Annotated in this window: 14 protein-coding genes; 5 read left to right on the top strand and 9 right to left on the bottom strand. The window is 28.0% G+C overall.

What is annotated here, in order from left to right; translation table 11 throughout:
* The 3 genes from RWQ74_RS08095 to RWQ74_RS08085 form a co-directional block, all read left to right on the top strand.
* Nucleotides 1-407, top strand: a 407-nt coding sequence (locus RWQ74_RS08095) for a hypothetical protein (RefSeq protein ID WP_314397782.1), incomplete at its 5' end; no start/stop codon positions are given.
* A gap of 125 nt (nucleotides 408-532) precedes the next feature.
* A complete protein-coding gene (pgsA, locus tag RWQ74_RS08090; protein WP_314397780.1) occupies nucleotides 533-1102 on the top strand; it encodes a CDP-diacylglycerol--glycerol-3-phosphate 3-phosphatidyltransferase in 570 nt (189 codons plus the stop codon).
* 55 nt (nucleotides 1103-1157) lie between these two features.
* Nucleotides 1158-1697, top strand: a complete 540-nt coding sequence (locus RWQ74_RS08085; RefSeq protein ID WP_314397779.1) for a GrpB family protein — start codon at nucleotides 1158-1160, stop codon at nucleotides 1695-1697.
* Nucleotides 1698-1915: 218 nt separating this feature from the next.
* Here RWQ74_RS08085 and xerS read toward each other — a convergent pair whose 3' ends face one another.
* From xerS to RWQ74_RS08045, 8 genes are all read right to left on the bottom strand, one after another.
* Entirely contained in the window at nucleotides 1916-2962 is a 1047-nt protein-coding gene (gene xerS, locus RWQ74_RS08080) for a tyrosine recombinase XerS (RefSeq protein ID WP_314397778.1), read from the bottom strand.
* A gap of 445 nt (nucleotides 2963-3407) precedes the next feature.
* Nucleotides 3408-3596: a 50S ribosomal protein L28 gene (rpmB, locus tag RWQ74_RS08075; protein ID WP_003144993.1), complete on the bottom strand. Its 189-nt coding sequence runs from the start codon at nucleotides 3594-3596 to the stop codon at nucleotides 3408-3410.
* A 117-nt stretch (nucleotides 3597-3713) separates the two neighbouring features.
* The gene (locus RWQ74_RS08070) at nucleotides 3714-5114 is read right to left on the bottom strand and encodes a gluconate:H+ symporter (RefSeq protein WP_314397777.1); all 1401 of its coding nucleotides are present in this window, start codon (nucleotides 5112-5114) and stop codon (nucleotides 3714-3716) included.
* A 75-nt stretch (nucleotides 5115-5189) separates the two neighbouring features.
* Nucleotides 5190-5726, bottom strand: coding sequence for a DUF1697 domain-containing protein (locus tag RWQ74_RS08065; RefSeq protein WP_314397776.1), 537 nt, complete (start codon nucleotides 5724-5726; stop codon nucleotides 5190-5192).
* Nucleotides 5727-5793: 67 nt separating this feature from the next.
* Nucleotides 5794-6351 carry an elongation factor P gene (gene efp, locus RWQ74_RS08060; protein WP_314084269.1) on the bottom strand — a complete coding sequence of 186 codons (558 nt, stop codon included), beginning with the start codon at nucleotides 6349-6351 and terminating at the stop codon, nucleotides 5794-5796.
* A 156-nt stretch (nucleotides 6352-6507) separates the two neighbouring features.
* Entirely contained in the window at nucleotides 6508-7149 is a 642-nt protein-coding gene (gene trmB / locus RWQ74_RS08055; protein ID WP_314397774.1) for a tRNA (guanosine(46)-N7)-methyltransferase TrmB, read from the bottom strand.
* Between the two features lie 12 nt (nucleotides 7150-7161).
* The gene (locus tag RWQ74_RS08050; RefSeq protein ID WP_314397773.1) at nucleotides 7162-10029 is read right to left on the bottom strand and encodes an insulinase family protein; all 2868 of its coding nucleotides are present in this window, start codon (nucleotides 10027-10029) and stop codon (nucleotides 7162-7164) included.
* Nucleotides 10030-10051: 22 nt separating this feature from the next.
* On the bottom strand, nucleotides 10052-10564 hold the full coding sequence (locus RWQ74_RS08045) for an adenine phosphoribosyltransferase (RefSeq protein ID WP_003144963.1): 513 nt from the start codon (nucleotides 10562-10564) through the stop codon (nucleotides 10052-10054).
* A 177-nt stretch (nucleotides 10565-10741) separates the two neighbouring features.
* Between RWQ74_RS08045 and RWQ74_RS08040 the strand changes: the two genes are divergently transcribed.
* Both RWQ74_RS08040 and RWQ74_RS08035 read left to right on the top strand, forming a co-directional pair.
* Nucleotides 10742-11113: an iron-sulfur cluster biosynthesis family protein gene (locus RWQ74_RS08040; RefSeq protein WP_314397771.1), complete on the top strand. Its 372-nt coding sequence runs from the start codon at nucleotides 10742-10744 to the stop codon at nucleotides 11111-11113.
* Between the two features lie 152 nt (nucleotides 11114-11265).
* Complete coding sequence (locus RWQ74_RS08035; protein WP_314397770.1) at nucleotides 11266-11706, top strand: VanZ family protein; 441 nt, start codon at nucleotides 11266-11268, stop codon at nucleotides 11704-11706.
* A 470-nt stretch (nucleotides 11707-12176) separates the two neighbouring features.
* Here the strand turns inward: RWQ74_RS08035 and RWQ74_RS08025 are convergent.
* Nucleotides 12177-13835 (bottom strand): leucine-rich repeat protein (locus tag RWQ74_RS08025; protein WP_314397769.1); only part of this gene is annotated, 1659 nt, incomplete at its 5' end.

The following is a 13835-nucleotide window of genomic DNA, read 5'->3' as shown; positions in this document are numbered from 1 at the left end:
CTCTTGAAAAAGAAAAATCAGTTTTATTTGAAAAAGAAGAAGACTACAATTCTATCACTCAGAGTATTAAAGATGCTTTAACAGCTCTTGAGGCTCCTAAGTCTGCAGAATCAAATCAAACTCAACAATCTAGAGAAACACATTCTGCTCCTGATGCAGTGGGAGCTCCTGTTAGTCAATCAAATACTGGTTCGCCATCTAGATCAACTAGTAGTTACAGCTCTGATTCAAGTACTACATATAGACCAACAACTCGACCAAATAACAATAATACTACTAGTGAACCCGCAGGTCGCAGTACTGGATCAACATCAACTGCAACACCTCCAGCAGCATCAGAAACTCCAAGCACACAACCTACACCAACACCAGGTAGTGCTGATTCGAATGCAAATGCAAATTCATAAATAAAAAATACAGGATAATTAGATTTATCCTGTATTTTTTATTGTAGCAAGGTATAGAATATGTTATAATTATTAATGAATTAAAAAAATTTTTTAATAGTAATATAGAAGGGCAAGTAAAAATAATGAACCTACCGAATAAAATTACATTATTTAGAACAATATTAATACCTGTATTTATAGTATTTTTACTAATTGATATGGGAGGAAGTATTTCTATTCTAGGCGGAAGAAATATATCCTTAAATATCTTTATTGCAGCATTAATATTTATATTTGCATCATTTACTGATTTTATTGATGGTTATTTAGCAAGAAAATATAATTTAGTTACAAATATGGGGAAATTTTTGGATCCATTAGCCGATAAACTTCTCGTAGGAAGTGCTTTCATTGTAATGGTGGAATTAGGACTAATGCACAGCTGGATGGTAGTCGTGGTGATTGCAAGAGAATTTGCTGTAACTGGTTTAAGACTTTTAGCTGTTGAAAAAGGTGAAGTTATACCTGCTGGTATTTTAGGTAAGCTAAAGACTATTAGTCAGTTAGTCGCTATAATTCTTATATTATTAGGTAATCCTATTTTTAATACTATAGGATTTAAACTAGACTATATTCTATTATGGATATCAGTAATTTTAACGATACTATCTGGAATCGAGTATTTCAAAAACTCATTACATGTATTCAAATAATGTTAGTGATAGGTTCATCCTATCCTAGCATTTTTTTAGAGGTGGTGTTTTATAAATGAATAATATATTAAAAGATGAGAATTTTAAAAGAAAATTCCCTATAAAACTTGTTAAACATAATAATGAATGGGCAAGTTGGTATGAAGATGAAAAAATAAATTTATTATCTAAACTAAAAAAATATAAAGTAAGTATTTATCACATTGGAAGTACAGCGATTCCAAATATTTATTCTAAGGATATAATAGATATAATTTTAGAAATCTATAAAGATTATGATTTTGATAGTATAATTGATATTCTGAATGTAGAATGGGAACTACGTTGGATAGAAGACAATAGAGCTTTCCTAGTCAAAGGATATGGTGAGGATGGTTTTCAAACTAAAGTCTACCATCTTCACGTAAGAAGAAAAGGTGATATTGAAGAAGTAAATTTTAGAGATATATTAAGAGAAAATACCAGAATAGCAAGACAATATGAAAGTTTAAAATTAAAACTAGAAATGAAATATAAATATGATAGAGAAGGATATACAGCTGGTAAAACGAAATTTATAAAAGACACTATAAAAAGATATAATTTACATAAATAATATTATGTAAGCTATATCTTTGTTTTATCTTTTTATTAAAGTATCTAAATAATCCTTGAATTGCAACTATTGACCAAACGCCTTCAAGTAAAACAAATTCCCATTGTTTTCCAATAAATGTATCTATTTCTAAAATTAGAGCACCAATAGCATTTAGTATAATAGATAGTTAAGTGAAGTTGTTTTAAATTTTCCTAAATGGAAGATATAGTTCAATACTAATCATCAAGTTTATCAATATTTTGCTTAATAATCTTTTTGGATTCATTAATGTATAACATTGATGTATCACTATTAGAATGGCCCATTTGTGTCATAATTATTGGTATGTTCCCATTTGTTTTAAGAGCCAGTTTTGTACCGTAACTGTGTCTTAATTTATGAGGAGACATTGGAACATTAAAAGCATCAGTATACTTCATTACTAATTTCTGAATAGCTCTTATTGATAGTCCAGTTTTATTTTTACTAATAAATACATAATCTTCTCTATTAAGTCTAAAAGATAGGGAAGTAATGTATTCGTTTAGTCTATCTAAAGCTGATTTGGTAATTATTACTGTGTCTACCTTATTACCTTTTCTAATAACATTGATTTCACTATTTAAAAAATCTATGTCTTTGACTTTTAAATTAGCAAGTTCATTGACACGAATACCACTCTTTAAAAATAGTGTTAGTATAGCTAGGTCTCTTGCTTTGTCTCTTAAGAAAAATGATTTACCGTGATTAGATAAGGTTTTTTCGTATTCGAACTCAACATATTGTAAAAATTCTTCATCTTGAGAATCTAAAAATATCTTTTCTGATATTTTCTTTGATCTTGAAGATAATGTTTCCTTAACACGATTAATAGGTATTTTAAGCATAACATTTCTTTCGAAATAAGCTTTACCTTGCTCAGTTTCACTTGTTACTGTAAGGAACTTATAAAGTGATCTCATAGCAGCTTTATAGTTATTTATAGTAGTCTGACTACGGTATTTACCATTAATTTGTTCACGAGATAGACTTTTGAAATAACTTTCCATTTCTTTTTTTGAAATATTTTCTAATGTAGAAAGGCTGACATCTTTAATAAGTTCAGCATCAGATATAGTTTCTCTTATTGTCCAATTTAAAAAGTTCTTATATGTTTCAAGATACCTGTGCAAAGTTAATGGTGACAAATTATCATAATATGTATCTATAAAATCTTCTATGTAATCAGGAAACTCTGGAAGTATTTTATTTATTTTTTGTTTATAATAATCACGTTGATTCATTGGTATTACTACATTCTCCTTTCACTAATTAATTATACATATAATATGTATTATACGAACAATTATATTATATCATATTTAGCTGATTCTTTCAATATATGTTTGTCCCCTAATATTTTGATCTGTTATTTTTATCATATACTATTAGTTTTTTTAAGTTTGTTTTGTATTAAAATATGATTAGTATAGTTTATTTATTATTATATAAACTAATTACTGTGATTTTTTGTTTTCTGTCCTTTTATAAAATAATATCACCTATTTAAACGTCGTATAAGCGTCCTAGAATTATTTTTTGTTTAATTATTCCAAAAAGCATTAAAAACGCTCAGAATTGATTTAAACGCCTAATTTAGTATTTTTTGTAATTTTTATAGTGTTTATTATTAAATTAATGTAAAAAGCTATCTAAGTTTCCTTAGATAGCTTAAAGTTTATCGCTTAATTATACACGCTCAACTTTTCCAGATTTTAAAGCTCTAGCAGAAACCCAAACTTTTTTAGGTTGTCCGTCTACTAAAATTGTTACTTTTTGTAGATTAGCTTTGAATTTTCTTTTATTTGCGTTCATTGCGTGTGAACGAGTATTTCCTGAACGAGCTTTACGTCCAGTTACGTAACAAACTTTTGCCATGAATTAATCCTCCTTTTGGAAATAGTTTATTCATAACATTTACTACATACACAACTAATAATATAACATACCTTAACATAAATATCAAGTAAAAACTTTAATTTATAATAATTTTCTTTATGCAAACGATGTTATAAACAATATTATAATAAATGCTATGACAGAAGATACTGTTGTTCCTAGTGTCCAGGTCTTAAATGTAGTTTTAAAGTCTAAATTCAGATATTGTTTAAATAACCAAAATCCAGGATCATTCACATGTGAACAGAACATACTTCCTGCTGTGATGCTTAACATTATAAACACTGGTGAGTAACTTACAGTACTAACTAGTGGCTCGACAATAGCAAGTGTTGTTATTGCAGCTATTGTAGCACTACCTAATGATATTCTTAGTATAGCAGCTACTAAGAAGCTAATAACGATTGGTGATAGATTAAGACCATTAGTCAGTCTAATAATTTCATCAGTAACTTTAGAATCAACTAATACTTGTTTTAAACCACCTGCAGCACCATTAATTAGTAACACCACTGCAATTGTTTTAAGAGATTGGCTTAGTAATGGAACAATACTTCTTATTCTTAAACCTTTTGTTATCATTAATTCAATAATAGCTATTAATAAACTTATTATTAATGCAGTAACCGGATTACTTATAATTGTTAAGATAGCCTTTATTGTTCCTGATATATTAGGTATGCTTAAAGCTATTGTAGGAATCGTAATTAAAAGCACTGGTAGTAGCATTAGTAAGATAGCAAATGTAGTACTCATAGTTTGATTCTCAATCTTTAGTACACTTATATTCTTTTCTTCAGTATCTGTATTAACTCTTGTTTTTACTAAATTAGAATTAGTTAATAATAAACCACCAATAAAAGCTGTAGGAATAGCAACTATTAACCCATAGTAAAACACTTCAGCCATATTTAAATTAAATGTTTTAGTGATAATACTTGGACTAGGATGTGGTGGGAATAAAGCGTGAATAGTTAAAACACCTATACTTGCAGGAAGTGCTAAATATATCTTATCTAGCTTTAACTCCTTTGCTACTGCAAGAATAATTGGAATTACTAAAATAAAAGCTACATCAAAGAATAAAGAAAAACTTATACACATTCCAGCTATAAGTAAGCCTAATTGGATTCTCTTAACTCCAAATACACTAATCATTTTCTTTGCAGTAATCTCTACTGCACCTAATTCTTCCAATATTTTACCAAACATTGCTCCTAGACCTAATATTAATGATAAATGTCCTAGAAGAGATCCAGTCCCCTTCTCTATAGAATCTATCAATGTATTAGGGGGAAGCCCTAAAAACAATCCTAGAATAATAGCTACTATTAATATTGATAAAAATGGCTCAAAATGTAATTTTGTTATTAAAAATATAAGAGCGCTAATACCAATAAACACTAACAACAATTTATAGGAATAATTTCCTAAAAAAAATGCTAATGAAGAGTAGACTATTAATCCTAAGATAATAAATATCTTATCTAATTTCATTATATTCTCCTTAATTTTTCATTAGGTAATTATAACATTATTAATATAGATAAGTAAAGGTAAACGTTTTACAATTTATTTTTTTAGTAAATCAGCTATTTTTTCAAATGTTCTAGAATTTCGTATAGTAACAGACTTATAGAAACTTTCTTTTATTAAATACTTATGATAGGAAGTTTTTAAGTAACTTGTTTCGTTGTATTTACCCCAGAACACAGCACATTTACCAAAATGAACAGCTTCATCTTGTAGAGGCATTTGTTCTATACGTGCTCTCATAAGTGAATAGTCTATTTCGTTTGTATAGAATAATACATCTTTTCTATATAAATCGTTAAACCACCAGCTCGGTAAGTTTTCAAGTTCATCAAGATACTCACTCTGACTAAGTATTACTTTATTAATTTTAAATGAATAACTATTCAATATCTTTGATATGTTTTGATTTACAGTATCGATGCTATCAGTGGTATCAAATATTATATTTCCGCTATTTATATACGAAATAACATTAGTATACCCTAAATGTGAAATCATCTCTTTTAACTCAGCCATTGAAACTTTATTCTTTCCACCGACATTAATACCGCGAAGCAAAAGTACGTATTTCATTAGTTTCTCCTTTTATAGAAAACTCTCTATCATCGAAATAATAGAGAGTTTTATCATTATTCTTAAATTATGCTCTTGATACGTAAGAACCTTCAGCAGTATTGATAACTAATACATCTCCTTCTTTAACGAAAAGAGGTACTTGTAAAGTATATCCAGTTTCAACTGTAGCAGCTTTAGTAGCTCCTTGTGCAGTATCACCTTTAACACCAGGTTCTGTTTCAGTTACAGTAAGTTCTACTGTTGTTGGTAAGTCAATTCCTAAGATTTCATCACCAAACATTAAGATTGAAACTTCCATGTTTTCTTTTAAGAAGTTTAATTCATATTTTAATTGTGCTTCAGGTACTTCGATTTGCTCGTAAGTAGCGTTATCCATAAATACATATGCTTCACCAGTTGAGTAAAGGTATGACATTTTTTGGTTGTTAATTTGAGCTTTTGCAACTTTTTCACCAGCTCTGAAAGTTTTATCGTTAACAGCACCAGTACGCATATTTCTTAATTTAGAACGTACAAATGCAGCTCCTTTACCAGGTTTAACGTGTTGGAATTCCATTACTTTCCAAATGTTTCCATCAACTTCGATAGTAACTCCAGTTTTAAAATCATTAACTGATATCATTATTGTATTTCTCCTTTAAATTGTATTAATATTATTATAAATAAATTCTTTTTTAAAATCAAGGTATAAACTAATAATTTTACTGTAAATTATATAGTAAAAAATAATAAGAGTTTATATAGTTTACATAATATATTTTATGTAAACTATATCTTTCTATTTATCTTTTACAGCTTCTACCATGTAGATTCTATTACCTTTTTTAATAAACTTATCTTCATACTCAGTATGAACGTTCTCTTCTTCATAGACACTATTAGTTAAATCTAAAGAAAGTCTATTAAAAGTAAATCCATATTTAGCATAACTCATTAAACTGTATTCGAATAACCCTTGGTTATCTGTTTTTTGAACTATTGTTTTATTTCCATTTAAGATAGTTTCATAACGTGCTAAAAACGTATGGAATGTTAAGCGTCTTTTCTCATGTCTTGTTTTAGGCCATGGATCAGAGAAGTTTAGATATAATTGATCAACTTCACCTTCAGCAAAATATTCTAGTAGATCTTCAGCATTTCCTGAAATAAGCTTTAAGTTTTCTCTATGAGTTTCTTCAACTTTATCTAATAGAAATGTTAAAACAGTTGGTTGTGCCTCCATAGCTATAAAGTTAATTTCTGGGTGTTTTTCTGCAAGTGTATGAATAAACTTACCTTTTCCACTTCCTATTTCTAAATGTATTGGATTATCATTTCCAAAAATTTCTTTCCATTTCCCCTTGTTATCCTTAGGTTGCAAAAATACAACTGGACTATTCTCTAGACGCTCTCTAGCATCTGCTCTATTTCGAACTCTCATTCATGCACCTTTCTATTTTAATTCTATTGTTTTATTAAATAATTGTTTATTTTCTAATACTTTTTCTTTTGAACCTAGTACGCATGTATATGCTTTAGATTTCATATTTTCAAATTCTGTTGCTAATTTTCTCAAATCTTCTACTGTTGTATTTTTTATTTCATTTACAAGTTTATCATAAACTTCAAATGGAGAATTAGTGATGTATTTGTTTAATGAATATGCAGCTTGCGCACTTGGTGACATTAGAACATCTAATGAATTTAGTGTACCTATAATATATTTATTAAGATCTTTTTCATCAGCATCAATATTGGCTATGTAGTTGTTAATATTATAATATATCTCTAGAGTTTCCGTTAAGTTTGGATCACGATATGACCATAAATTAAAATCACCAAAAGCATTAAATATCACTCCAGAACCATAGGCTCCATTTTTTACACGGACATTATTCCATAAATAATCTAAGCTTAATATATGTCTTAGTACTAAGTGTGAACCAGTGTAATCATTTATATTATAACCCGCACCAACGTATTGAACTAGTGAATCAAAGTAAAAACCTTCAGAATAACCTTGTTCTTCCAATTTAATTTCAAGACCTTTTTGTTTATCTAATTCACTAGGGTATTTAGCTAAATATGAAGATATAGTTTCTTTGAAGTTAGTATATTCTTCTTTATTACCGACAAAGTTAACTAATAATCTAGCTTGATTAAAAATTAGACTTGTAACAGTGTATAACTGTTCTTTAATTTTATCACTACTTTGCTCATAGTTGTTTACTAATTCACTTATAAACAAGTAGAAATCATATTCTCCATGATATGAAGCAAGTTTACTTTGAGGATTATAGAAACCACTAATACGACGTGCTACAAAAGCATGTCCAGAATTTTTAAATCTACTTTCTAGCATTAACTTAATTTCTAAGAGAACATTGTATAGTGCTTCTTTATCTTCAAAATCTGCATAAAGCGTAGTTTCATCTAAAATTTTAGCTAGTTCTCCAGCTTTTTCTACTAAATTCTTAGAACTAATTATGAATTTCACTTCACATTCTTCACTCTTATATTTTCTAAAAATATCTACATAAGAACTAATACCACCAAGATTTGCACCTATTTCTTTTATTACTTCAGCTTCAGTTTTATTTTTTGTATTAAAGTTAAATAATAAGTATGATAATACTGATGCATATTGTAACTGTTCAACTTCGAAATCACTTATGTCAAATAGTAATTTAGAATATGAAATACCATTAGTTACAGTATCATAGTGTGAAAAATTTATACCTTTGTATTCTTCAAAGAATGTTTCTTCGAATGGATTTTTTAATTCTACTTCTTTAGCATCAACACTTTTGATTTTTTCTAAATCTTCTTTTTTATCTGTACTATTTTGCCATTCCTGTAAAGACTTAGTGTTTTTAACAATGCTTTTTAATTCAGTTTCTGATAAAGTAGCTTTATATTCAACTAAATCTTTTTCCTTATTTTCTTTTTCTAATGTCGGAATTAAGTGTAATATAGCTTGTTTATTATTTTCAATTAGAAACTGTTTAGCAAGAGTTTCGTATTGTTTATTAACGCAATTTTCTTGTAAATGAGAAATTACGTTGTCTAAATCAAATGCATCTAATATATTATCTTCGCTATATAACCATGTTCTTAATAATCTAATAGCATAAGATACACCCTTAGGTGACGAAGTTTTATTAATCTCTTCCTTGATAGAAAAGTTCTTTTTGTTAATTGAAGCTTGAACTTGTTCATAATCAAAGCCTTTATCAATAATACTTTTTAATAAAGATTTATATTCTGCATCAAGACTTTCTAATTTATCATCGCTTACGTATTTAAAGATAATTGAGTATACAGTTTCTTTTCGATCTTTTTGAACGTAACTATATACATCTTCACAAATATTGTTATCAATGAAATATTTTCTAAATTCTGTATTACTACTTCCAAGAAGAATATCATCTATTATATCGATATTCTCGATTTTACTAAACTCATTACTATCACCAAGAATATAGTTATAAGCCACATAAGCTTTATCTTTTACATCTTCATTGAAGTATGTACGTTTAATAATATCCGCAGTAAAGTTTTCTTGACGTGATAAGTTATAATCACTATAGTCTTTATAGTCATAATTATTTAGATAACTATCAATATGATTCAGATATTGTTCAACATTTAAATCACCATATAAAAAGATATAGCTGTTGCTTGGGTGATAATTATAATTATAAGTCTCTAAAAATTCTTCTTGTGAAATTGAAGGGATAGCTTCTGGTTTTCCTCCAGAAGAATATTTATAAGAAGTATCACTAAATAGCTGTTCCGTTACATATTGATCTAGTACTTCATCTACTGATGAATAAGCACCTTTCATTTCATTGTAAACAACACCTTTATATATTAGTTCATCTTCTTTATCTTCAAGATGATAGTGCCATCCTTCTTGGGCAAGTATATTTGGATTGTTTTTTAGATTCGGATTAAATACTGCATCTAAGTATATATCCATCAATATTTCTAAGTCTTTTTCATTTTTAGACGATACTGGATACATAGTTTTATCAGGAAATGTCATTGCATTTAAAAATGTATTAAAAGAACCTTTAAGTAGTTCTACAAAAGGTTCTTTTACTGGATATTTCGCTGAACCACATAAAACAGAATGTTCTAAAATATGAAAAATACCATTATCATTGTAAGGAATAGTTTTAAAACTAATGCTAAAACTTTTATTTATATCATCATTTTCAAAGAAAACTAATCTAGCACGAGTTTTTGTATGCTCATAAAGATAAGCATTTGTATTTATATTTTTTAGATATTTCTTTTCTATAAGTTCAAATGTCATATTATTTAATTATTATAGTAGATTACATTTTAAGTAATGTAAGAACGTCATAACCTTGTAGTTTGTCCATACCGTTTAGACCATCTAATTCGATTAAGAACGCGATACCTACTACGATTCCTCCTAATTCTTCTACTAATTTAATAGTTGCTTCAATTGTTCCACCTGTAGCTAATAAATCATCAGTGATTAGAACACGTTGACCTGGTTTAATTGCATCTTTGTGCATTGTTAAAGTGTTACTTCCGTATTCTAAATCATATTCGTATGAAATAACTTCACGTGGTAATTTATTAGGTTTTCTTACAGGAACGAACCCTATACCTAATGAGTAAGATACCGGACATCCAATAATGAAACCACGAGCTTCTGGTCCTACTACTACATCAACTTGTTTTTCTTTTGCATAGTTTACGATTTGATCTGTAGCATACTTATACGCTTCTCCATCTGCCATTAAAGTAGTAATATCTTTAAAGCTAATTCCTTCTTTTGGCCAATTTGGTACGATTGAAATGTATTTTTCTAAATTCATTTATTTTTATTTTCTCCTAAATGTTTTCTTAACTCAATTATTATACTATAAAATAAGAAAATAAGCAATTTATAATACTGTTATTATAAGCTGGAAGGCGATAATCCAAATTACTTTCTTTATAATTTATTAGTATGATAAAATAGAATATATAATATTTAACGTGGAGGTTAAAATATGAAATTTACATTCTCAGATTCAGCAATTGAATACATATTAAAACAAATTAACAAATCTAATGAGAATACATATGATATAATAATAGATTATACAGATGGAAATAGTCCTTATAATAAAAATATAAGTGGTTGTCACTGTCAAGTATATGATAAGTATAGAGTATTAATAGTGAGTAAAAATGATGTAAATATTAAGTGGAGTAAATATGATAAACAGGTTGAATCAAATCTTGGGTTTGTATACTTCCCTTCTTACTATGAAATGATGTTTGATAAAAACAATGTTTTTGACTATATGAATTTTACTCTTAATTTGAAAAGTGAAGCGGGAATAATTGCAGATCAAGTTCAGATAATTGTTAAATTATAATTTAAGTTAATTTTAATAAACTTTGCTAATATATACTCTATTATTAACAATGAAAGGAGAATAATTTGAAATCTTTTCTTAACAGCAGAAAATTAACCTTTATTCTATTTTTTGTGTATTTATTCATACTTTCTTGGGTAATCGTGGCCAAAATGGATTGGAATTTATTAAAAAGTAGTAATCTTTCTTGGATAAATCATCCACGAGTTCTGCTTCATCCAGGTATAACATGGCGAACAGTTAACCTAATACCATATAATTATTTTGATTTTGTGGAAGTTCTATTAAATATACTTTTCTTCATACCATTTAGTTTTTACATAAAGATGTTATACCCTAAGTCTTCTGGTTTTAGAGCAATAATATTAGCTTTTATATCGAGTTGTATATATGAATCTACACAATATGTGCTAACTATTGGTTTTCCTGACATAACAGATTTAATTGATAACACTCTAGGAGCGATTATTGGAGTAATTATTATCAATATTATTTCAGTTATCTTTAGAGAAAAATTAAGAATATACATGAATGTTATATTAATACTCTTTTCTGGATATATTATTCATGACATTCTTTATCTTATAATTTAATACGAAAAACGATAGATTCTAAAATTAAAATCTATCGTCAGATTGTTGACAAAATGACCAAAATATCAAAGTAAGTATTGATGTTTTGGTCGTTTTTCAAAAAAATAAGCCATATGGCGAGTATCAATAGTATTAAGGGAGGATTATACCTCTCTTAGTACTATTGTTTTCATATTTTGAGTACAACAAGACAACCAAGCATACGACTGTACTTTGGCTTTTCCTCTATATTGTGCATATCTATATCCATGATTTTATTTTGAATCTGCAAAACTACGTTCTACTGTTTCTTTTCTTCTTTATTAAACATACTAAAAACCTCCTCTATATACTTATATTATAACATTTTTAGAGTTTTTTCTCATTAAAAATAGGCTGTTGACTCATGCATATTTTGCATTTGTTAACAGCCTTAAAAGAGTATAGAAAAACCATACTCTTTTAAGTTTTTTATACACTAATTAACTTAATTATTTAGAAAATTTACGTCTAACAGCTACACCTACTAGTGCGATTAAGCTTAATCCTAATGCAACAGTGCTAGATGAGTTCATACCTGTGTTTGGTAATACTCTACCAGCTTTAGCTTCTGATTTAGCTTCTTGTTTTGGTCTAAAGTTGTTATCAGTTCTAGCATGAGTACCTAAAAGTGTAGATAAATCAAATTCAGGTTTTTCAAGAACAGGAGATAACTGAGCTGATAAGATTTCTAGAGCTTCTTCAAGATCTTTTAATCTAGTTTTTAATTTTTCAGCTTTAACAGGAGTAGCTGTTTTTAGTTCTTCTTTAATTTGAGCAATTTCAGCTTCAATTTTTAATTTATCAACATTTCCTAATTCAGGAACATAGTTAACTGGAGCATCTTGCCCATTTGAATGTTTAGGTTGTTCAGGGGTTACTTGTGGTTTGTCCTCAACTTTAGGTTGTTCAGAAGGTTTCTCGTCTTTTTTATCTTCTGCCTTCGGTTCTTCTTTTTTAACATCAGCACCAACTGTCGTTACAAGTTCAACTATTTTATCATCGATATTTGTAGCATTTTTCTCGAATAAAGTTTTAGTAACTCTATATTTATCTCCAGCTTTCATATCATTATCAGTAATTTCTAATTTTTTATCATCTTCATTAGAAACACTTGTTGAACTAAGTTCTTTAACTTCATTACCGCGGATACGTTCTACCTTAGTAACAATATACCAGTTACGACCATAATCATCACTCTTAAGTAATTCTGCCATAGGTTTAGTTTGTTTACTTAGGAATTCTTTATATTTATCTAAACCTTGTAAGATACCTTCCCCGCCGTAGAACTCAGAACGTCCTCTATACCAGTGTAGAAGATTAAGAATTGTTAATTTTTCATCTTTAGGTTGAATTGTAATCTTATTATCTTTTGCTACAACATTTAATTCAATAGCTTGTTTTTGTGGATAATAACCTTGTGTAACTGTAGGAGAAATTCCTAATAGTTTTGTGTCAGAATCATTATATGGTAATGTTGCTGGTAAATTGTTATTAGCAATATCAAGAATGTGTAGACTACCATTTGCTTTAATTAAGTCTAACGGTATATTACTAATTTGGTTGTTAACCAGTCTTACAGTTGCTTTATTTTTAGCAAGTGTTTTCCATAATTCATCAGATAAGCTAGAGATATGGTTATTATTTAAAGCTAGAGTATTTAATTTTGTTAAATTAACTCCATTTTCTGGAAGTGATGTTAATTTGTTGTTAGCTGCATATAACTGTGTTAAAGAAGATAAATTAGCTATACTATCTGGAAGTTTAGTAAGTTCATTATCAGTTACAGATAAGAATGTTAATCCTGTATTGCTTTTAAATAAATCATTTGGAAGTGAAACTATTTTATTGTTAGATAAACTTACTGTTTTTAGCTTCTTATTATTAGCAAATACATTCGCTGGTAATGTTGATAACCATGATTGACTAAATTCAACAGATTCTAATTCAGAGTTATTTGCAAATAGGTTTTCTGGGATATTACCTAAGTTGTTAGAAGATAAATTCACAGTTTTTAATTTTTTGTTATTAGCAAATAGGTTTTCCGGTAGTTTAGTAACACCATTTCCTCCTAAGTTAATACGCTCAATATTAACTGCATTTTTGAATAA

Origin of the sequence: uncultured Gemella sp. (assembly GCF_963525165.1) — a bacterium.
GTDB lineage: Bacteria > Bacillota > Bacilli > Staphylococcales > Gemellaceae > Gemella.
The sequence above is the reverse complement of the archived record's forward strand: the minus strand, read 5'-3'. Positions and strand labels throughout refer to the sequence as shown.